This is a genomic window from Extensimonas soli (genome assembly GCF_029211265.1).
Lineage (GTDB): Bacteria > Pseudomonadota > Gammaproteobacteria > Burkholderiales > Burkholderiaceae_C > Extensimonas > Extensimonas soli.
The window spans coordinates 33,187-52,695 of the sequence record NZ_JARGEL010000008.1; the positions used below are offsets into that span (position 1 = coordinate 33,187).

The following is a 19,509-nucleotide window of genomic DNA, read 5'->3' on the forward strand; positions in this document are numbered from 1 at the left end:
AACCAGCGCGTCAGCGCATCAGCAAGGCCAGCGGGCTGAGCAGCAGGTTGATGATCCAGTAGCCCAGGGCCATGAGCGGGCGCAGCCAGAAGCTGCTCACCACGCCTGCGATCACGAGCGCCATGACGATGAAAAAGCCATAGGGCTCGATACGCGAGACGGCCTGCGCCTGCTTCCAGGGCAGCAGCCCCACGAGAATGCGTCCGCCGTCGAGCGGCGGCAGCGGAAACAGGTTGAAGGCCCACATCACGAGGTTGACCAGCACGCCGGCGCGCGCCATCTGGACGAAAAAGCGCTCGTCAATGCCCAGCAGCGCGAGCACGATCAGAAGCAGCGCCCACAGCAGCGCCTGCAAAAAGTTGGACGCCGGCCCGGCGAGCGCTACCCACACCATGTCGCGCTTGGGGTTGCGCAGGCGGTCGAACTGCACGGGCACGGGTTTGGCGTAGCCGAACAGAAAAGCGCCCGAGGTCGCGAAATACAGCAGCAGCGGCATCAGCACGGTGCCGACCGGGTCGATGTGCTTGAGCGGGTTGAGCGTGAGCCGCCCCATCATGGCGGCGGTGTTGTCACCGAAGTGGCGTGCGGCATAGCCGTGCGCCGCCTCGTGCACGGTGATGGCAAACAGCACCGGCAGGACGTAGATCAGGATGGTTTGGATGAGGTTGGCGTCGTTCACGCGCGGATTGTCTCAGAACAGGTTCTCAGAAGGCGCAGCGCTGCCACTTCAGCGTGCGCGGCGCACGCGCAGCAGCTCGTCGAGGATCAGGCAGGCCGCGCCCACGGTGATCGCGGAGTCTGCGACGTTGAACGCCGGAAAGTGCCAGCCGTGCCAGTGGAAGTCGAGAAAATCGACCACGTAGCCGTGCACGAGGCGGTCGAGCACATTGCCCACGGCGCCACCCAGGATGCTTGCGAGCGCGAAGCAAAACAGCTTCTGCCCCGCATGCGCGCGCAGCTGCCAGACGATGAACACCGCGGCGGCCACGCCCAGCGCGGTGAAGAACCAACGCTGCCAGCCACCCGCTGCGGCCAGAAACGAAAAGGCCGCGCCCGTGTTGTGTGCCCGCACGATGTTGAAAAAGCCTGTGACTGGCGTGGCGTGACCCAGGTGGTAGTAGCCGAGGATCAGCGTCTTGGTGAACTGGTCGGCAAGCAGCACGACCAGCGCCCAGCCCAGCCAGACCCACAGGCTGGCACCGGCAGTTCCAGCGCCGGCTGGGCGGCGCGGCACGGCGGTTTTGCCCCGCGCCATCAGGCCACCTTGCGCGGCTCGCCCGCGCCGAAGAGGTTGTTCGTGCAGCGGCCGCACAGCGTGGGATGGTCTGGATCATGTCCCACGTCGGCGCGGTAGTGCCAGCAGCGTTCGCATTTGGCGTCCGTGCTCGGGCGCACTTCGATGTGCAAAGCCTCGCCGCGTACCAGTTCGGCGGCCGAGGTGATGAAGACGAACTTCAAGTCGTCGCCCAGGCTCGCGAGCAGCGCGTGGTCGTCCGCTGCGGCTGTGAGGCGCAGCGTAGCCTGCAGCGAGGAACCGACCTGGCCCGCAGTGCGCAGGGCCTCGATCTCTTTGTTCACGAGGTCGCGGATCGCGCGGATGCGTGCCCATTTTGCGAGCAAAGCGCCATCTGGCGTGCACAAGCTGCTATAAGTTTCGAGGAAGATCGACTCCGAAGCGCCAAACACCTTCCAGGCCTCTTCGGCCGTGAAGCTCAAAAACGGTGCCATCCAGCGCAGCATGGCGTGCGTGATCTGGTGCAGCGCCGTCTGCGCGCTGCGCCGCGCGTGGCTCTTGGGCGCGGTGGTGTAGAGGCGGTCTTTGAGCACGTCGAGGTAGAACGCGCCCAGGTCTTCGCTGCAATACACCTGCAGCTTGGCGACGACGGGGTGGAATTCGTATTTTTCGTAGTGCGCAAGGAAGTCGGCCTGCAGCTCGGCGGCGCGCGCAAGTGCATAGCGGTCGATCTCGAGCAGCTCTTCATCGGGAACGGCGTCGGTGGCGGGATCGAAATCGCTCACGTTCGCTAGCAAAAAGCGCAGCGTGTTGCGGATGCGGCGGTAGGCGTCGACCACGCGCGCGAGGATTTTGTCGTCTATGCCCAGGTCGCCCGAGTAGTCTGTGGCCGCGCACCACAGGCGGATGATTTCGGCGCCGAGCTTTTCGCTGATGGTCTGCGGCGCGACGATGTTGCCCAGGCTCTTGCTCATCTTGCGGCCCTGGCCATCGACGGTGAAACCGTGCGTGAGCAGGCCGAGGTAGGGCGCGCGCCCATACATCGCGCAGGCCGTGAGCAGCGACGAGTGGAACCAGCCGCGGTGCTGGTCGTGCCCTTCGAGATAAAGGTCGGCCTCGGGGCCGTTTTCGTGGCCCGCGCCGGGGTGCGAGACTTTGAGCACCGTGGTGTGCGTGGTGCCCGAGTCGAACCAGACTTCGAGAATGTCGTTGCTCTTGCTCCAGCGCGCGGGGTCGCTCTTGTCGCCTATGCGCTGCAGGATGTCGGCGACGCTGAGCTTGCTCCAGGCTTCGATGCCGCCGTCTTCGACCACATCTGCTGCGAGGTCGATGATCTGGGGCGTGCGCGGGTGCGGCTCGGCGCTGTCGACGTCGAGCAGGAAAGGCAGCGGCACGCCCCAGCTGCGCTGGCGCGAAATGCACCAGTCAGGCCGGTTGGCGATCATGTCGCGCAGGCGCGCCTTGCCGTTTTCGGGGTAAAAGCCCGTTTGCTCGATCGCCGCGAGCGCCATCTGGCGCAGCGTTTGCGGCGCCTTGTCCTTGGTGAAGATGCCTTGGCCTTCGTCCATGCGCACGAACCACTGCGCGGCGGCGCGGTAGATCACGGGCGTCTTGTGGCGCCAGCAATGCGGGTAGCTGTGCGTGATTTCGTGCGTGGCAAACAGGCGCCCGGCGCTGCGCAGCGTGTCGATGATGACGGGCACGGCCTTCCAGATGTTGAGGCCGCCAAAGAGCGCGAAGTCGGCCGCGTAGCTGCCGTTGCCCTGCACGGGGTTGAGGATGTCCTCGTACTTCATGCCGTGCGCGATGCAGCTGTTGAAGTCTTCCACACCGTAGGCCGGCGCCGAGTGCACGATGCCGGTGCCGTCTTCGGCGGTGGCGTAGTCGGCCAGGTAGACCGGCGAGAGGCGCTGGTAGCCGGCATCGACGTCGTACAGCGGGTGCTTGAACTGGATCAGGCCGAGCTTTTCGCCGCGCACCGTGGCCAGCACCTGGCCGCTGAGTTGGTAGCGCGCAAGGCACTGTTCGACCAGGCTCGCCGCGAGCACGAGCAGGCCGCGCTCGGTCTGCACCAGGGCGTACTCGAGTTCGGGGTTGAGGTTGAGCGCCTGGTTCGCGGGGATGGTCCAGGCCGTGGTGGTCCAGATCACGGCATAGGCGGGTTGCGTGAGCGCAGGGACGCCGAACGCCGCGGCGAGCTTGTCGGGCTCGGCGCATTCAAAGCCCACGTCCAGCGTGGTGCTCTTTTTGTCCTGGTATTCGATTTCGAACTCGGCCAGCGACGAGCCGCAGTCGAAGCACCAATAGACGGGCTTCAAGCCGCGATAGACGAAGCCGCGCTCCATCACGCGCTTGAACGCGCGGATTTCGGCTGCCTCGTTGACGAAGTCCATGGTTTTGTAGGGATGGTCCCACTGGCCGAGCACGCCCAGGCGCTTGAAGTCGGCCATTTGCAGCGCGATCTGCTCGGTGGCAAAAGCGCGGCTCTTGGCCTGCATGGCGTCGCGTGGCAGATTGCGGCCGTGGAGCTTTTCGATCGCGTTTTCGATCGGCAGGCCATGGCAGTCCCAGCCGGGGATGTATTGCGCGTCCAAGCCCTTGAGCTGGCGCGCCTTGACGATCATGTCCTTGAGGATTTTGTTGACCGCGTGGCCGATGTGGATCTGGCCGTTGGCATAGGGCGGGCCGTCGTGCAACACGAACTTGGGCGCGCCCAGGCGCGCGTTGCGCAGCTTGCGGTACAGGCGCTTTTCTTCCCACTCCTTGGCCCAGGCCGGCTCGCGCTTGGGCAGGTCGCCGCGCATCGGGAAGGGGGTGTCGGGCAGATTCAGCGTGCTGCGGTAATCTGGCTTGGCGCTCGTGGGGTCGGTGGGCGTGGAGGGCTTGGCAGGCTTGGACATGAGGGGCCTTGGGAAGCGGGGCAGGCCGTGGAGGGCCGGCGATCGGGATGGGGGAAAGGGGAGCAGAAAAAACGCTACGAGCGCGGCGCGCACATGGAGGCCAGCGGCAGGGCGGCGCAGCGCGCAGTGTGCGACGTGCGCCCTCAAATTCGGTCGCGCGTAGTCTGGCGGCGGGTTTCGGCGTGGGAGGTGCCGGCAAGATCAGCCCGGGCCGCGGCGAAGAAGGCGCGTGCGTCGGCGCAGTCTTGCGCAATGCCTGCGGTAAGCGCGGCCAGGCTGTCGTACTTGCGTTCGTCGTGCAATTTGTGTAGCAGTTCCACGCAGATGATTTTACCGTAGGCATCTTCGGGCCCCAGGTGGGGCGGCCAGCTGAGGCAATGGGTTTCGAGCAGCACGCGCCCGCCGTTCACGTCGGCCGGGTCGAGCGAGGGGCGCACGCCAAGGTTGGCCACGCCGGGCAGCGGCGTATCGGCAAGGCCGCGCACGCGCACGGCGAAGATGCCGCTCGCGGCGGGCTTCCAGTGCGTAAAGCGCAGGTTGAGCGTACGAAAGCCGTCGCCCGCTCCGTCTGCGCTCGCGCCGAGCGCGCGGCCGAGCTTGCGCCCGTGCACCACGTGCCCGCTGATGCTGTAGGGGCGCCCGAGCAGGCGTGCCGCGTCTGCCATGCGGCCCTGCACGAGCGCGGCGCGCACGGCGGAGCTCGACACGCGCAGGCTGTGCCGCGCGGGCACGGCGGCGTTAGGGCTTTGTGGCGCGAGCAGGTCGGCGGGCATGGGCACCTCGTAGCTGTTCATGCGCGCGACCTCGAAGCCCTGCGCCTGGCCCGCGGCTTCGAGCATGGCGTAGTCGCCCGCGCGCCGCGCGCCGAAGCGAAAGTCGTCGCCCACGAGCACGTAGCGCGCCCCCAGGCCGCGCAGCAGCACCTGGTCGATGAAGTCTTGCGGCGACTGCGCGGCCAGGCGCGCGTCGAAGGGCAGCACCACGGTTTGCTGCACGCCGCAGCGCGCGAGCTCGGTGAGCTTGTCGCGCAGCGTGCCAATGCGCGCGGGGGCGACGTCGGGCTTGCGTTGCGCCGCCGCAAAGTAGTCGCGCGGGTGCGGCTCGAACGTGAGCACACAGCTCGGGATGCCGCGGTGCGCGGCTTCGCTGTGGAGCAGCGCCAGCATGGCCTGGTGGCCGCGGTGCACGCCGTCGAAGTTGCCAATGGTCAGTGCACAGGCCGGCGCGATGTCGGGGTGGTGGAAACCACGAAAGATTTTCATTAGTTTGTTATGGTTTTGGTAGCTGCCTGCGCTCGCGGACAAAGCGCAAAGGGGCAATTTGTCATCAAATCGGAGTATATTGTGCCCAAGCCGTATCCAGGAGGCGTCTCGTGAAGGTACTGAAGCTCTCGGCCCAGGGTTTACCCCAGGCGTGGATTTCGCTCGAACAGGCGGTGCTGCACTATGCCGCAGACGAAGTGCGCTGGGAGTCCGGCGCGCAGGTGGCGCTGTTTCGCGGCGGGCACAACGCGGTCACGGGAGCGCAGTCGGTCATCGCCGTCAACAGCATCATAGGCACCAAGGGCGTGCCCGGCATCAACCCCTTCAACCTCAAGTCCAGCCTGACCAACACCAAACTGTTCGCGCGCGACCGCAACGTCTGCGCCTACTGCGGCGGTCACTGCGACGAAGAAGACCTCACGCGCGAGCACATCGTGCCGCTTGCGCAGCGCGGGCGCGACCACTGGATGAACGTGGTCACGGCCTGCCGCGCCTGCAATCACCGCAAAGGCGCACGCACGCCCGAGCAGGCACACATGCCGCTGCTGTACGCCCCCTACGTGCCCAGTCTGTGGGAGGACTTCATCCTGCGCAACCGGCGTATCCTGGCCGACCAGATGGAGTTCTTGCTCGCCCACGTGCCCAGGTCGTCGCGGCTGCTGGCTTGAACCCCCAGATTGTCCACGAGGCGGCGCTGCGCGCCTACGTGGGCGTTGGCGGACGGCTGACGGTCATTTGGGCCTCAGTTTCGGCGTCCATGGCACTCGGCGCCTGTCGTGCCGAGCCTGAGATAATCCCGCCCCCATGAAAAATATCGTGATCCTGATCTCGGGCGCGGGCTCGAACATGCAGGCCATCGTGCGCGCGGCGCAGCAAGAGCGCTGGGAGCAGCGCCTGGGTGCGCGCGTGGCAGCGGTGCTCAGCAACCAGCCCGAGGCGCCAGGCCTGGCCTGGGCGCGCGCGCAAGGGCTGGCCACCGATGCGCTGGCGCACCAGGGCTTTGCGCGCCGTGAGGACTTCGATGCCGCGCTCATGGAGCGCATCGACCGCTACGAGCCCGTGCTCGTGCTGCTCGCGGGCTTCATGCGCATTCTGACGCCGGGCTTCGTCGCGCACTACGCCGGGCGGCTCGTGAACATCCACCCCTCGCTGCTGCCGGCCTTCAGCGGCCTGCACACGCACGAGCGCGCCATTGCCGCGGGCTGCAAGTTTGCCGGCGCCACCGTGCACCTGGTCACGGCCGAACTCGACACCGGCCCTATCCTTGAGCAGGCCGTGGTGCCCATTTTGCCGGGTGACGACGCTGCGGCGCTGCGCGCGCGCGTGCTCTCGCAAGAGCACCTGATCTACCCGCGCGCGATTGCGCAGTTGCTTTCGAAAAAGTAGCTGCTTGCGCTTGTTAAATGAGCGCTCAAGCCCGATTTGACTCCTATTTTTTGCTGCCCAAAAGGGTGAGCCCAACTGCCTTATGCACCCCAAAGCCTTGCTGGACACCTGCGCCGAGCTCGTGCGCCGCACCCTGACGTTCGAGCACCCGGCCGATGCCGTGGTGTCGCGCTTTTTTCGCGAGCACCGCAACCTGGGCCCGCGCGAGCGCGCGACGCTGGCCGAGACCGTCTATGCCGTGCTGCGCAAAAAGCTGCTGTTCGAATACCTGGCGCGCTCGGGCTCGGGCCCCAAGGAGCGGCGCCTGGCGATTTTGGGCTTCCATGGCCCGCGCGACTTTCTCTACAGCGCCTTGGGCATGCAGGAAAAAAGCTGGCTCGAAGCCTGCAATGGGGTCGATCCCGCAGATTTGCTCGAACCGCACCGCCACAACCTGCCCGAATGGATTGCGCAGCCGCTCAAGGCGCAGCTCGGCGCCGAGTTTTGGCCGTTGGCGCAGAGCCTGCTGCAGACCGCGCCACTCGACTTGCGCGTCAACGTTTTGAAGGAAAAACGCGAACAAGTGCAGGCGGAGCTTGCACGAGCAGCTATTGAATCGGTAGTTACGCCGTATTCTCCCTGGGGCTTGCGCGTGCAGGGCAAGCCCGTGCTCGCGCGGCTGCCGGCGTTCGAGCGTGGCGCCTTCGAGGTGCAGGACGAAGGATCGCAATTGCTCGCGCTGCTGCTGGACGCGCGCCGCGGCGAGATGGTGGTCGATTTTTGTGCGGGCGCGGGCGGCAAGACGCTCGCGCTGGGCGCGGCCATGCGCAACACCGGGCGGCTCTATGCCTTCGACGTGTCAGCGCACCGACTCGAAGCACTCAAGCCGCGGCTCGCGCGCAGCGGGCTGTCCAACGTGCACCCGGTGGCGATCGCGCACGAGCGCGACGAGCGCGTCAAACGCCTGGCGGGCAAGATCGACCGCGTGCTTGTCGATGCGCCATGCTCGGGCCTGGGCACGCTGCGGCGCAATCCGGATTTGAAGTGGCGCCAGTCGCCGCAGAGCGTGCAGGAGCTCACGCACAAGCAGGCCGCGATCCTCGCGAGCGCGGCGCGGCTGCTCAAGCCCGGCGGACGCCTGGTCTATGCGACCTGCAGCCTGCTGCGCGAGGAAAACGAGGCCATCGCCGAGGCTTTCGGCGCCGCGCAGCCCGAATTTGTGCCGCTCGAAACGGGCGAGTTGCTCGAGCAGCTCAAGCTGGCGCAGGGCAGGGCGCTGTGCAGCGGCGGCGCCACGGATTCGGCCTACCTGCGCCTGTGGCCGCACAAGCACCAGACCGATGGTTTTTTTGCTGCGGTGTGGACGCGCCAGTGAGCGCGCAAAGAGAGACGGCCGTGCGTGAGCGCGCGCGGGGCCAGCGCTGTCGCCATGGTTTTCACGCATGGCGCATAGCCAGCACCTCTCTACAATCCAAGCCCTCGCGCCGCGTAGATGCGGCGCGGGCGCGGTTTGCCTCTGCGTGAGCGGAGGATGCCGCGGGGCCATGTTTGTTTTGGAGTGTTATGTCTTTTGTGGATGGGGCTGCGTTCAGCGCAGCCATTGACTGGCTGGGCCACGGCCTGTGGCATCTTTCCTGGTGGCAAATCGTTTTTTACACGCTGGCGACCACGCATGTGACCATCGTCGCCGTCACCGTGTTTTTGCACCGCGCGCAGGCGCACCGCGCGCTGGATCTGCACCCGATTCCCGCGCATTTCTTCCGTTTTTGGCTTTGGCTGGGCACGGGCATGGTCACCCGGCAGTGGGTGGCGATCCACCGCAAGCACCACGCCAAGTGCGAAACGCCCGACGATCCGCACAGCCCGCAAACGCGCGGGCTCGATGCCGTGCTCTGGCGCGGCGCCGAGCTCTACCGCGCCGAGGCCAAAAATGAGGAAACCCTGCGCAAGTTCGGCCACGGCACGCCCGACGACTGGATCGAGCGCCACCTCTACAGCCGCTACACCTGGCAGGGCGTGGGGCTGATGCTGCTGCTCGATCTGGCGCTCTTTGGCGCCATCGGTGCGGCAGTGTGGGCCGTGCAGATGGTGTGGATTCCGTTCTGGGCGGCGGGCGTGGTCAACGGCGTGGGCCACTTTTGGGGCTATCGCAACTTCGAGTCGTCCGACGCAAGCACCAATCTGGTGCCCTGGGGCCTGGTGATCGGCGGCGAGGAGCTGCACAACAACCACCACACCTACCCGACGGCGGCCAAGTTCGCGGTCAAGCCGTACGAGTTCGATCTGGGCTGGTTTTACATCCGGCTGCTGCAAAGACTCGGCTGGGCCACGGTGAAAAAGGTACCGCCGCGGCTGCGTTTTGGCGCCGTGCGCCCCGTGGCCGACGAACAGACGCTGGAGGCGCTGATTGCGCACCGCTACGAGGTCATGGCGCGCTACGCCCGCAGCATGCGCCGCGAGTTCGAGCGCCTGCAGCCCGACGCTTCGCTGCGCACGGTGCGCCGCTGGCTGCACCGCGACATCGAGAAGCTGCCCGCCGCGGCACTGCCGCAGCTTGCCAAGGCGCGCGCCGCGCACCCGGCGCTCGACCAAATGCTCACCATGCGCGAGGAGCTGCGCCAGCTGTGGCTCAGCACCACGCACACGCGCGCGCAGCTCACGGCCGAGTTGCAAGCCTGGTGCCGCCGCGCCGAAGACAGCGGCATCGCCGCGTTGCGCGACTTTGCGCTGCGCCTGCGTGCCGTGCGTGCCTGAGGCGCCGCATATCCATATCTGTCGCATAAAAAAATCCGCCCGGCACCTTGGCGCCGGGCGGATTTTCGAGCGACTGAAAAAGCGGCTTTGCAGCGGCTTACTTCAGCTTGGTTTCCTTGTATTCGACGTGCTTGCGCGCCTTGGGATCAAATTTCATGATCACCATTTTGTCGGGCGTGGTCTTTTTGTTTTTGGTCGTGGTGTAGAAGTGGCCGGTACCCGCAGTGGATTCCAGCTTGATTTTGTCGCGTCCGCCTTTGCTTGCCATGGTGCGTTCTCCTTCTTAAGCCTGGCCGCGTGCACGCAGGTCTGCAAGCACGGCATCGATGCCCTTCTTGTCGATCAGGCGCAAGGCCGCGTTGGTGATGCGCAGGCGCACCCAGCGGTTTTCGCTCTCGACCCAGAAACGGCGGTATTGCAGGTTCGGCAGGAACCGGCGCTTGGTTTTGTTGTTGGCGTGGGAAACGTTGTTTCCCACCATGGGCTTCTTGCCCGTTACGTCGCAAACGCGTGCCATGAGGACACTCCGATATTGATCACGGCCGCCTGCAGCTGCCAAGAATAAAGGCGCCATCGCGCTTTCTTGCTGTGCCTGCGGCCTCACCTCGCCAGAAAGGGTGGCGGTAACCCGTTTTTGCCTTGCACAGTAAAGCAGCATTGCAACTGCTGCCAAGTGCGGCAAAGCCCGCGATTATAGCCAGATCGGGCTTTTTGGGCGGTCTTTTTCTGGGAATTTTTTCGGGGGGTGTCTGTGCTGTTGTGCTGTGCGCCGAAACGCCGCACGCTGGCAGTGTCAGCGCCGCCGTGCCCAGCGCACGCCGGCCACGCTCGCGACGATGCCCAGCACCTTGCTGAGGCGGCCGGCGTCGCTGACTTCGACCGTGAAGGTCATCCAGGCCGTGCCCTTGACGGATTGGGTTTGCACGCCGATGACGTTGGTCTTTTCGCGTGCGAACACGTCCGAGATGTCGCGCAGCAGGCCCTGGCGGTCGGCGGCTTCGATCGCGACATCGACCGGATAGACGGGAGCAGCCGCCTTGGGTGTGCCCCATTCGACCTCGATCACGCGCTCGGGGTTGCGCGCGGCCAGTTCGCGGAAATTGCTGCAGTCGGCGCGGTGCACGCTCACGCCCTTGCCGCGCGTGACGAAGCCGCCAATGGCGTCGGGCGGCGCGGGTTTGCAGCATTTGGCGAGCTGCGTCATGAGCGAATCGACGCCGACCACGAGCACGCCGCTGCGGTGCGCCGAGGCGCTGGCACGCGCCTTTTTGAAGACCGGCAGGTCTTGCGGCGCGGCTTCGGGCGCTGGCGGCGGGCGCAGCAGGTTTTCGATGTTGCGCAGCGAGTATTCGTCCTTGCCCACGACCTCGAAGAGCGCATCGGCCGATTTGAAGCCCAATTGGGTGGCGAGCTCGTCGAGCTTGAGGGCCGTCTTGCCTTCGCGCTGCAGCAGCTTTTCGACGGCTTCGCGCCCGCGCGCGATGGTTTCGTGCATGGCCTGGGCGTTGAACCAGGCGCGTACCTTGGCGCGTGCGCGCGGGCTCGTGAGGTAGCCAAGCTCGGCGTTGAGCCAGTCGCGCGAGGGGCGCTCCTCGTCCTTGGCGGCGATGATTTCGACCGTCTGGCCGTTGTGCAGCGGCGTGTTGAGCGGCACCATGACGCCGTCCGCGCGCGCGCCGCGGCAGCGGTGGCCCAGGCTGGTGTGCACCGCGTAGGCGAAATCGACGGGCGTGGCGCCCTGCGGCAGCTCGATCACGGCGGCGTCGGGCGTGAGCACGTAGATGCGGTCTTCGAACAGGCTGCTGTGCCGCGCTTCGCCGACGAGGTCGCTCTGCCAGGCCAGCAGCTGGCGCAGCACGGCGATCTTGGCATCGTATTCGCTGTCGGCGGACACGCCTGCGTAGCCCTTGCTGCCAGCCTCTTTGTAGGCCCAGTGCGCGGCCACGCCGTGTTCGGCGTGTTCGTGCATGGCCTGGGTGCGGAGCTGGATTTCGATGGGCTTGCCGCTGGCATCGCGCACCACGGTGTGCAGCGACTGGTAGCCGTTGGGCTTGGGGCGCGCGATGTAGTCGTCGAACTGCTCGACGATGGGCGCGAAGCGCTCGTGCACCCGCGAGAGCGCGGCGTAGCAGTCCTTCACGCTGGGAACGATCACGCGCAGCGCGCGGATGTCGAACACCTGGTCGAAGTCGAGCGACTTGCCGCGCATTTTTTTGACGATGCTGTAGATGTGTTTGGGGCGCCCCTGCACCGTGGCGCTGATGCTGTGCGCGCGCAGGTCGGCTTCGAGCTGCGCGCGCAGCTGCTCCATGGCGAGTTCGCGCTCGGCGCGCTTTTCGTCGAGCAGGCGCGCCACCTGTTTGTAGGTGTCGGGCTCGAGGAAGCGAAACGACAGGTCTTCGAGCTCCCACTTGATCTGCCAGATGCCCAGGCGGTTCGCGAGCGGTGCAAACACCTGCAATGATTCGCGCGCCAGGTTCGGCGAGACCGGACGCTTGCTGGCCGCGTGAAAGCGCAGCGTTTGCAGGCGCGAAGCCAGGCGCAGCATCACCACGCGCAGATCACGCGAGAAGGCGAGCAGCATCTTGCGCACGTTTTCGGCCTGCAGGGCGGGGTCGTCGAGCTGTTGCGCGCCGCGCGCCTGGCGCTGCACGCGCATGAGCTTGGTGGTCTCGACGGCGAGCCTGGCGAAGTCGGCGCCGAAGGCTTTGGCGATGATCTCTTCGGGTTTGGTGAGGTGGTCGCAGGCATAGACCAGGTAGCTCGCGGCCTGCATGGCCTCGGAGCCGCCCATGGCTTTGAGGATTTCGGCCATCGCGTCGGCGTGCGCGAGCGTGTTCTCGCCCGAGTCCAGCGTCTCGCCGGCCAGCAGCGGCTCGGCAAACAAGCGCGCACGTTCGAGCGCGCCGACCTGTTCGGCCAGCGTGTGCCGCGTGGCTGCAAGCAAGTGCGGCAGTTGCGCAGAAGCTTGCGGGAAAGTGGGCGCGACTGCGCCCGAGGCTTGTGACTTCATCCGGCAGAGTGTTGCTTGGGTGCAAGCAAAAAATCGACCACGGGCCCGATCTGCTCGGGTGTCATCAGCGTGGGCGCGTGGCCCACGCCCGGAAATTCGACGACGTGTGCGCGCGGCCCGCGCTGCGCCATGGCCTGCGCCGTTTCGGCCGAGAGGATGTCGGATTCAAGCCCGCGCAGCAGCAGCGTGTGTGCGCGGATGCGGTCGTAGAGCTGCCACATCAGCGCCTCGCCCTGCTCTGCGGCACCCGGCGGCGTGGCGCGAAAGGCTTGGGCGATGTCGGGGTCGTAGTGCAGCATCAGCCCGCCCTCGGGCGCGGGGCGCAGCATGTGGCGCGTCAGCGCGAGCCAGTCTTCGTGGCGGTGCGGGCCGCTCAAGGTCGAGCGCAGCGCTTCGGCGGCTTGCTCCAGGGTGTCGTAGCGCACGGGCTGGCCCACATATTCGCCGATGCGTTGCAGCCCGAGCGTGTCGATGCGGGGGCCGATGTCGTTGAGCACGAGCCGGCGCACGGGCACGGCGAGTGGCCAGTGGCTGCCCACGGCCTGGCCAGTGGCGTTCGGGTCGTCGGGGATGCAAAGTCCGGGCTGGCCGCACACGGCCATGCCGATCAAGCCGCCCATGCTGGTGCCGACCCAGTCGAGCGTCTGGATGGGGGCCTCGCGCTGCAGCTGCGCGAGCAGGGCGAGGATGTCGGCCGCGTATTGCGGCACGGCATAGGCCATGGGGTCGGCAAGCCAGTCGCTGCGTCCGCGTCCGGGCATGTCGGGGCAGACCACACGCGCGTGCCGGCCCAAGGCGCGCGCCAGCGCGTCGAAGTCGCGCCCCTGGCGCGAGAGGCCGTGCACGCACAGCACCACGTGCGGGGGCGCAGGGTTGCCGCTGTCGCTCTGTTGTCCGTTCCATTCCCAATAGGCCATGCGGTGCTGCCCGGGCCCGGCCGCCGGCGCATCGGGGGCGACCAGGGGGCTGCGAGGCGAAGCCGCACCTGGGCAAAGGACGTAGTTCAAGCGGGGTTCGGTCATGGCAGAGGAAGTTTGCGTTGTGAAGTGATGAACGGAAATCATGCCATCAGCCTGTCGGCCGTCAGGGACGCCAAGGTGTATTTTCGATCTTGATGTCGGTGAATCCATGAGGTTTGCCCCTGCTGGTTCGTCTCCTGGGTGAATCAATGCAACGCCGTTGGCTCCACCGGCGTGGGTAGACGTCGCAGTTGGAGTTCGGCCAGACCCGGATAAAGAGGTCGGCTGATCAGGCGCGATATGCCGGAAGCGAGCAGGCTACAGGCCATGAGGCTCAGCACGAGGCTGTGGCCGTCCACCATCTCCATCACGATGATGAAGGACGTCATGGGTGCCTGCGTCACGGCAGAGAGAAAGGCGGCCATTCCCAACGCGATGAGTGTGGGCGTGTCCACATGGCCTGTCAGCAGGGCTATGTCGTGCCCCAGCGCACCGCCGATCGACAGCGCAGGGGCAAAAATACCGCCTGGCGCTCCAGACCAGGCCGTGAGCCAGGTGGCGAGAAATTTCAACAGGGCATACAAAGGATTGGTGTCCGTTCCTCCTTCCAGCAAAGCACGGTTGTATGCATAGCCTGAGCCAAAGACAGCGCCGTCGGAGATGAGTCCCATGACGGCTACGGCCAATCCACATGCGGCTGCGAACCGGATGGGGTATTGCTGGCGCAATTGGGTCAGTCGGTCGGGCGAGCGCTCGGAAAGCGAGCGGATGAGCAGGCGCGAAAACAGCCCTCCCGCCAGTCCGCAGACCACGGCCACCAGTACCGCCGGCCACCATAAGGACCAGCCCACCGCTGCGACGCGAATGATGCCGAAGTAGGTGGCATTGCCATATGCCGATATGCCCATGATGCCGGCAAGAATGATGGCCGCCATGAGGAGGCCGTTATTGCGTTGTTCCGGGCGGCGGGACAGCTCTTCGATGGCAAACATGATGCCACCCAGCGGCGTGTTGAATGCCGCGGCGATGCCTGCCGCCCCTCCCGCGATCAACAAGCCGTGCGGCGAAACGGCGGCTTTGGGCGGTAACCAATGGCGGGCTGAATGCATGATCCCGGCTCCGATCTGCACCGAAGGACCTTCCCGCCCTTGTGAAAGACCACCCAGTAGCCCCAAAGCGGTCAACGCGATCTTGGCCACGCTGAGTCGAAACGACACGTAAAGGGACTTCCACGGTGTGCCGGTCACGCCTGGATGGAGTGCTGCCATGACCTGGGGAATGCCGGAGCCCGCAGCACCCGGAGCCCAGCGGCGTGTCATCCAGACAATCAGCGCCGTCCAGGCCGGCGTCCAGAGCAAGGGGAGCCAGAACGCCATTGCGCGTGCGTGCTCGAACAGGTTCGAGGCGCGCTCGCCCAGCCAGGTGAGCGCCACCACGGTGAGGCCTGAAAAAGCTCCAAAAACAAGTACGACGATGCGGGTTTTCCAGAGATTTTGGTCTTGCAATTCGGACTTCAGGGCCTTGGCGATCAGGGGGTCTTGTTGCATGGGGTTGGAGCGAGGGGTGTTGGGCGCCATCGCCAGAGAGGATAGCCGTGGAGCGAAGGCGTGATGGCTTCTTGTAAACCGCGGGATTTTCGCAATGCCGGCCGGCGCATGCCAGGGCACATTTTCGCCTTCAGCGCATCTGCACTTCTCCCGACACCTGCGCGCTCACCTGGGCTTTGCCGGCTTCCACGGGTACGGCGGCGTCTTCGAGCGGGGCCGTCTTGGTCGCCATGGCGAGCATGCGTGGCTGCGGGGCGGGGTATTGCCCGCTGGTGTGCACGGCCACGCTGCGCAGCGTGTAGCCGCCAAAGCCGAAGGCTTGCGCGAGCGTGGCGGCGCGCTCCTGGAAGCGGGTGACGGCCTGGGCCTGCGCTGCGTTTTCGGCCTTGGTGCGCGATTCGGGCGCGAGCGAGAAACCCACGGCGCTGACGCTCAAGGTCTGGATCTGGCCGGCCGTGCCCGTGATGCGCGCAAAGTCGCGCCCCGCGAGCACCAGTTCGGCGCGGCCCTGCCAGCCGTTGATCTTGCCGTCCTTGCCGTAGCGCGGGGACAGGCCGAAGGGCCCTGTGCGCACTTCCATCTGGCCGGGCTGGGCCTGGCGGCGCGCCTGTGCGAGCGCGGCATCCAGCGCCTGCGTGAGCTGCGCCTGCACGCTGGGCGCATCTGCGGCCTCTTTGGTGGTGGACAGGGTCAGCGTCAGCCAGTCCTGCGCCACCTCCACCGTGGCGCTGGTCGAGAGCTGCAGCAGGTTCGCGGCGGGCGCCGGTTGGGGGGCGGGAAGATTTTGGGCAAAAATGGCTGCAGAGGCCGTATATAAAGCGTAGGCAGCTATGATTTTTATCATCCTTGGCATGGCAGGAACTCCTGAGCAGTAGGGGATTGGCAGAGGATAGGCACCTGCATGCAGACGGCGCGTGAAGGCGCAGAAAACGCACGGTACGGCGCGGCAAGACTTGTAACAGTGCGTCAGGTCCGGCGCAAAAACGGAAATTTTGCGCTGCAAGCTGGTCAGAATCGCCGTTGTTACAAATTCGACCGGGAGTCATGATGAATACCACGAGCAACCGCACCGACAAGATTCTGGTGGTGGACGACGATGCGCGCATCCGCGATCTGCTGCGCCGCTACCTTACGCAGGAAGGCTTTGAAGTCATGCTGGCCGAGGACGGCAAGGCGCTGAACCGCATTTTGCTGCGCGAAGCGGTCGATCTCATCGTGCTCGACCTCATGATGCCGGGTGAGGACGGCCTGTCGATCTGCCGCCGCCTGCGCGCCGCGAACGACCGCACGCCCATCATCATGCTCACGGCCAAGGGCGAGGACGTGGATCGCATCGTCGGCCTCGAGGTGGGGGCGGACGATTACCTCGGCAAACCCTTCAACCCGCGCGAGCTGCTCGCACGCATCCATGCCGTGCTGCGCCGCCGTCCCGTACCCGAGGCGCCCGGCGCGCCCTCGGGCGAGAACGAGGTCGTGAATTTCGGTCCCTTCACCTTCGATCTGGGCACGCGCGTGCTGCTTCGCAACGACGAGGAACTGCCCCTGACCACAGGCGAATTCGCCATGCTCAAGGCGTTGGTGCGGCATCCGCGCCAGCCGCTGTCGCGCGAAAAGCTGGCGCTGCTCGCGCGCGGGCGTGAGTTCGAGCCTTTCGACCGCAGTCTGGACGTGCAGATTTCGCGCCTGCGCAAGCTGATCGAGGCTGACGCCGCGTCGCCGCGCTACATCCAGACCGTGTGGGGTGTGGGCTACGTGTTCGTGCCGGATGGGGCGAGCTGATGCCCATGCCGCAAACGGGCGCGCATTCGGCCTTCCGGGAGTCGCAGGTCAACGTCGAGGAAGTGGCTGCGGAGCTTACGATGCCGGCGCCGCTGGAATCGCCAGAGGCCAGCGCCAAGGGCAAGACGCGCGCAAACCTGGGGCTGAACCTTTTCTGGCGCACGTTCATTCTGCTCGCCTTGCTGCTAGCGGGCAGCATCCTCGCGTGGCTGCAGATCCTGCGCGTGCTCGAATTCGAGCCGCGCACGCTGCAGATGGCGCAGCAGGCGGCCTCGCTGGTCAACCTGAGCCGCGCGGCGCTGGTACACGCCGACCCGATTGCGCGCGTGTCGCTGATCAAGACCATGGCCGAGCAGGAGGGCGTGCGCATCATGCCGCGCGAGCCCAGCGACCGCTACGAGCCGCTGGCCGGCTCCGCGCTCGCGCGACGGCTGACGCAGGAGCTCGCGCGCCGCCTGGGCCCCGACACCGTCGTGGCCCAGGACGTGAACGGCGAGCCGGGCCTGTGGGTGGGCTTCAACATCAATGGCGATCCGAACTGGCTGCGCATGGACCAGGCACGCTTCAGTCCCGCAGGTGGGCGCACCTGGCTGATGTGGCTTGCGATGGTGGGCATGCTCTCGCTTGCCGGCGCCGCGGTGATCGCGCGGCTCATCAACCGCCCGCTCAAGCAGCTGTCCCACGCGACCAGCCGCGTGCGCGAGGGCGATTTCGCGGCCAGCCACCTCGACGAAGACGTCACCACCAGTGAGGTGCGCGAGGTCAACATCGGCTTCAACCGCATGGCCGAGCGCCTGGCCAAGCTCGAGCAGGACCGCGCCGTGATGCTCGCGGGCATTTCGCACGACCTGCGCACGCCGCTCGCGCGCCTGCGGCTCGAAACCGAGATGAGCGTGGCCGACGAGGTGGCGCGCGCACACATGGTGGCCGACATCGTGCAGCTCGATGCGACCATAGACAAGTTCCTCGACTATGCGCGCCCCGACCACGCCACGCTCACGCCGGTGAATCTGCACGGCGTGGTGTCCTCGTGCGTGTATGCGCTGCAAAACCACCAGGCCTTGCAGATCCGCATGTCCGTGCCCGAAGACCTGAACGTGCAGGCCGACGAGGTCGAGCTCGCGCGCGTGATCTCCAACCTGCTCGAGAACGCGCGCCGCTACGGCAAAACGCAGGGCACTGAAATCACGCGGGTGGACATCGCCGCCAGGGCGCGCGACGAGTGGGTGCTGCTCAAGCTGCGCGACCACGGCCCGGGCGTTCCGCCCGAGCAGCTCGCGAGTCTGACCAAGCCGTTTTTCCGCGGCGACGCGGCGCGCACGGCTGCCGCGGGGGCGGGGCTGGGCCTTTCGATCGTGGACAAGACCGTGCGCCGCATGGGCGGCACGCTGAGCCTGGTCAATGCGCGTTCGGGCGGTTTGGAGGCGCAGATCACCCTGCGGCGCGTGGCCAGCCTGCCGCCGGGCGAAGACCCGCAGCCGCGCCTGCAGCGCCCCTCGGTCAAACGCCAACGCACGGCGGCGTAGGCAGTTTCGGCTGCGTTCAGCGAGACCTTGCGATTCAGTCCGGCACAAAGCGGCTTTCGAACCTGTGCAAGTCCTGTTCGAGTTCGAAAGTCACCAGTTGCCCCATCTTCATATCGGCCAGGCGGCAGGCGGCAAACAGGCTGCTTTTGCCCGCGAGGTCGAAGCTCGGCAGGTCGATCAGCGCATACGGGTAGGGCACGAACGATTCGTGCGCGAACACCGTGTGGCTTTCGTTGCGCGGCGAGGGGTAGAGCTTGTAGTGGGCGGTGGTGATGGTGCGGCTGGCCATGAGGGTATCCGGTGGGTGGCGGGCAGAGAGACAGCGATACAGTGCAGGGCAATGCTACTAAGAGCCTATTTCAGTAGGTAACATGCCCCGCGTTGCGGTCAGGGGCGGATGGATGCAAGGCGCAGCGCGCTGTCCATGCTACATGCCTGGACAAGCGCGGCAACGCTGCAGACGCCGCCCCTGACCGCAACCCGCAGGGCCATGGCCTTGCGCGCCCCTGGCGGTGTTGCAGGTGGCTCATGGAGCACCGCTCCACGTCGCCCCCTGCGCCTAGCCAGGCATCGCGCAAGGCCATGGCGCGGGGCATGTTCCCTACTGAAATAGGCTTCAATCTGCAGCACCGGTACGCATGCCATGAACGCCTCCTCCGCCTCCTCCATTTCCATCCAGACGGCCGACTTCGACCTGGGCGCCGAACTGGCCGCCCTGCGCGCGCAAGACCGTCGCGTGGGTGCGCTGTGCAGCTTTGTTGGTCTGGTGCGTGACCACAACGACGGCGACGCCGTGGCCAGCCTGGAGCTAGAGCACTACCCGGGCATGACGGAAAAGGCCATCCAGACCATGGTGGATGAGGCTTTTGCGCGCTTTCCGATCTACGCCGTGCGTGTGATCCACCGCGTGGGTCTGCTGCAGCCTTGCGCGCAGATCGTGCTCGTGGCCGTGACGGCGGCGCACCGCGGGGCCAGCTTTCAAGCCTGCGAATTTCTCATGGACTACCTCAAGACGCAGGCGCCGTTCTGGAAAAAAGAGCAGACGCCGCAGGGCGCGCGCTGGGTGGATGCGCGTGTGAGCGACGACGCAGCGCTCGCGCGCTGGGGCATCGCGGCGCGCAACGCGGCTGAATGAGCCGCCCCTTGGGTTTTGATGCAGGTTAACCGCAT

Annotated in this window: 18 protein-coding genes; 7 read left to right on the forward strand and 11 right to left on the reverse strand. The window is 66.2% G+C overall.

Features of this window, described 5'->3' with window-relative positions:
* Positions 1-10: 10 nt before the first annotated feature.
* From PYV55_RS01740 to PYV55_RS01755, 4 genes are all read right to left on the reverse strand, one after another.
* Complete coding sequence (locus PYV55_RS01740; protein WP_275848701.1) at positions 11-679, reverse strand: site-2 protease family protein; 669 nt, start codon at positions 677-679, stop codon at positions 11-13.
* 48 nt (positions 680-727) lie between these two features.
* A complete protein-coding gene (gene lspA / locus PYV55_RS01745) occupies positions 728-1,255 on the reverse strand; it encodes a signal peptidase II (RefSeq protein ID WP_275848703.1) in 528 nt (175 codons plus the stop codon).
* Positions 1,255-4,134 carry an isoleucine--tRNA ligase gene (gene ileS / locus PYV55_RS01750; RefSeq protein ID WP_275848705.1) on the reverse strand — a complete coding sequence of 960 codons (2,880 nt, stop codon included), beginning with the start codon at positions 4,132-4,134 and terminating at the stop codon, positions 1,255-1,257. The genes lspA and ileS overlap by 1 nt, the downstream gene beginning before the upstream one ends.
* 143 nt (positions 4,135-4,277) lie before the next feature.
* A complete protein-coding gene (locus PYV55_RS01755; protein WP_275848707.1) occupies positions 4,278-5,396 on the reverse strand; it encodes a bifunctional riboflavin kinase/FMN adenylyltransferase in 1,119 nt (372 codons plus the stop codon).
* 110 nt (positions 5,397-5,506) lie between these two features.
* Between PYV55_RS01755 and PYV55_RS01760 the strand changes: the two genes are divergently transcribed.
* The 4 genes from PYV55_RS01760 (at position 5,507) to PYV55_RS01775 (ending at position 9,515) form a co-directional block, all read left to right on the forward strand.
* A complete protein-coding gene (locus tag PYV55_RS01760; RefSeq protein WP_275848709.1) occupies positions 5,507-6,064 on the forward strand; it encodes an HNH endonuclease in 558 nt (185 codons plus the stop codon).
* 136 nt (positions 6,065-6,200) lie between these two features.
* The gene (purN, locus tag PYV55_RS01765; protein ID WP_275848711.1) at positions 6,201-6,782 is read left to right on the forward strand and encodes a phosphoribosylglycinamide formyltransferase; all 582 of its coding nucleotides are present in this window, start codon (positions 6,201-6,203) and stop codon (positions 6,780-6,782) included.
* 82 nt (positions 6,783-6,864) lie between these two features.
* The gene (locus PYV55_RS01770) at positions 6,865-8,136 is read left to right on the forward strand and encodes an RsmB/NOP family class I SAM-dependent RNA methyltransferase (protein ID WP_275848713.1); all 1,272 of its coding nucleotides are present in this window, start codon (positions 6,865-6,867) and stop codon (positions 8,134-8,136) included.
* Positions 8,137-8,324: 188 nt separating this feature from the next.
* Positions 8,325-9,515, forward strand: a complete 1,191-nt coding sequence (locus PYV55_RS01775; protein ID WP_275848716.1) for a DesA family fatty acid desaturase — start codon at positions 8,325-8,327, stop codon at positions 9,513-9,515.
* 97 nt (positions 9,516-9,612) lie between these two features.
* On the opposite strand, the gene rpmG is transcribed toward PYV55_RS01775, so the two are convergent.
* From rpmG to PYV55_RS01805, 6 genes are all read right to left on the reverse strand, one after another.
* Positions 9,613-9,783, reverse strand: a complete 171-nt coding sequence (gene rpmG / locus PYV55_RS01780) for a 50S ribosomal protein L33 (protein ID WP_114483712.1) — start codon at positions 9,781-9,783, stop codon at positions 9,613-9,615.
* A 15-nt stretch (positions 9,784-9,798) separates the two neighbouring features.
* On the reverse strand, positions 9,799-10,032 hold the full coding sequence (rpmB, locus tag PYV55_RS01785; protein ID WP_114483713.1) for a 50S ribosomal protein L28: 234 nt from the start codon (positions 10,030-10,032) through the stop codon (positions 9,799-9,801).
* A 276-nt stretch (positions 10,033-10,308) separates the two neighbouring features.
* Positions 10,309-12,528, reverse strand: a complete 2,220-nt coding sequence (locus tag PYV55_RS01790; RefSeq protein WP_275848719.1) for a RelA/SpoT family protein — start codon at positions 12,526-12,528, stop codon at positions 10,309-10,311.
* Complete coding sequence (locus PYV55_RS01795) at positions 12,525-13,550, reverse strand: alpha/beta fold hydrolase (RefSeq protein ID WP_275848721.1); 1,026 nt, start codon at positions 13,548-13,550, stop codon at positions 12,525-12,527. The genes PYV55_RS01790 and PYV55_RS01795 overlap by 4 nt, the downstream gene beginning before the upstream one ends.
* A 143-nt stretch (positions 13,551-13,693) precedes the next feature.
* The gene (locus tag PYV55_RS01800; protein ID WP_275848723.1) at positions 13,694-15,034 is read right to left on the reverse strand and encodes a chloride channel protein; all 1,341 of its coding nucleotides are present in this window, start codon (positions 15,032-15,034) and stop codon (positions 13,694-13,696) included.
* A gap of 130 nt (positions 15,035-15,164) precedes the next feature.
* Positions 15,165-15,887: an SIMPL domain-containing protein gene (locus PYV55_RS01805; RefSeq protein WP_275848725.1), complete on the reverse strand. Its 723-nt coding sequence runs from the start codon at positions 15,885-15,887 to the stop codon at positions 15,165-15,167.
* Positions 15,888-16,081: 194 nt separating this feature from the next.
* On the opposite strand from PYV55_RS01805, the gene ompR reads away from it, so the two are divergent.
* Both ompR and PYV55_RS01815 read left to right on the forward strand, forming a co-directional pair.
* A complete protein-coding gene (gene ompR, locus PYV55_RS01810; protein WP_275848727.1) occupies positions 16,082-16,813 on the forward strand; it encodes an osmolarity response regulator transcription factor OmpR in 732 nt (243 codons plus the stop codon).
* A gap of 80 nt (positions 16,814-16,893) precedes the next feature.
* Positions 16,894-18,339 (forward strand): ATP-binding protein, encoded by a 1,446-nt coding sequence (locus PYV55_RS01815; RefSeq protein WP_275848898.1) that lies wholly within the window; start codon positions 16,894-16,896, stop codon positions 18,337-18,339.
* A gap of 34 nt (positions 18,340-18,373) precedes the next feature.
* Here the strand turns inward: PYV55_RS01815 and PYV55_RS01820 are convergent, their stop codons facing one another.
* Entirely contained in the window at positions 18,374-18,628 is a 255-nt protein-coding gene (locus tag PYV55_RS01820) for a hypothetical protein (RefSeq protein ID WP_275848729.1), read from the reverse strand.
* Between the two features lie 354 nt (positions 18,629-18,982).
* Between PYV55_RS01820 and moaE the strand changes: the two genes are divergently transcribed.
* A complete protein-coding gene (gene moaE, locus PYV55_RS01825; RefSeq protein ID WP_275848731.1) occupies positions 18,983-19,474 on the forward strand; it encodes a molybdopterin synthase catalytic subunit MoaE in 492 nt (163 codons plus the stop codon).
* Positions 19,475-19,509: the final 35 nt, after the last annotated feature.

What these genes read in the sequence shown, in the direction of transcription:
- lspA (WP_275848703.1), bottom strand. Translation starts at nt 1,255, where the DNA reads ATGGCGCGGGGCAAAACCGCCGTGCCGCGCCGCCCAGCCGGCGCTGGA.
- purN (WP_275848711.1), top strand. Translation starts at nt 6,201, where the DNA reads ATGAAAAATATCGTGATCCTGATCTCGGGCGCGGGCTCGAACATGCAG.
- moaE (WP_275848731.1), top strand. Translation starts at nt 18,983, where the DNA reads ATGAACGCCTCCTCCGCCTCCTCCATTTCCATCCAGACGGCCGACTTC.
- PYV55_RS01755 (WP_275848707.1), bottom strand. Translation starts at nt 5,396, where the DNA reads ATGAAAATCTTTCGTGGTTTCCACCACCCCGACATCGCGCCGGCCTGT.
- PYV55_RS01815 (WP_275848898.1), top strand. Translation starts at nt 16,894, where the DNA reads ATGCCGGCGCCGCTGGAATCGCCAGAGGCCAGCGCCAAGGGCAAGACG.
- PYV55_RS01820 (WP_275848729.1), bottom strand. Translation starts at nt 18,628, where the DNA reads ATGGCCAGCCGCACCATCACCACCGCCCACTACAAGCTCTACCCCTCG.
- PYV55_RS01770 (WP_275848713.1), top strand. Translation starts at nt 6,865, where the DNA reads ATGCACCCCAAAGCCTTGCTGGACACCTGCGCCGAGCTCGTGCGCCGC.
- ileS (WP_275848705.1), bottom strand. Translation starts at nt 4,134, where the DNA reads ATGTCCAAGCCTGCCAAGCCCTCCACGCCCACCGACCCCACGAGCGCC.
- PYV55_RS01790 (WP_275848719.1), bottom strand. Translation starts at nt 12,528, where the DNA reads ATGAAGTCACAAGCCTCGGGCGCAGTCGCGCCCACTTTCCCGCAAGCT.
- PYV55_RS01800 (WP_275848723.1), bottom strand. Translation starts at nt 15,034, where the DNA reads ATGCAACAAGACCCCCTGATCGCCAAGGCCCTGAAGTCCGAATTGCAA.
- rpmG (WP_114483712.1), bottom strand. Translation starts at nt 9,783, where the DNA reads ATGGCAAGCAAAGGCGGACGCGACAAAATCAAGCTGGAATCCACTGCG.
- PYV55_RS01775 (WP_275848716.1), top strand. Translation starts at nt 8,325, where the DNA reads ATGTCTTTTGTGGATGGGGCTGCGTTCAGCGCAGCCATTGACTGGCTG.
- ompR (WP_275848727.1), top strand. Translation starts at nt 16,082, where the DNA reads ATGAATACCACGAGCAACCGCACCGACAAGATTCTGGTGGTGGACGAC.
- PYV55_RS01795 (WP_275848721.1), bottom strand. Translation starts at nt 13,550, where the DNA reads ATGACCGAACCCCGCTTGAACTACGTCCTTTGCCCAGGTGCGGCTTCG.
- PYV55_RS01805 (WP_275848725.1), bottom strand. Translation starts at nt 15,887, where the DNA reads ATGCCAAGGATGATAAAAATCATAGCTGCCTACGCTTTATATACGGCC.
- rpmB (WP_114483713.1), bottom strand. Translation starts at nt 10,032, where the DNA reads ATGGCACGCGTTTGCGACGTAACGGGCAAGAAGCCCATGGTGGGAAAC.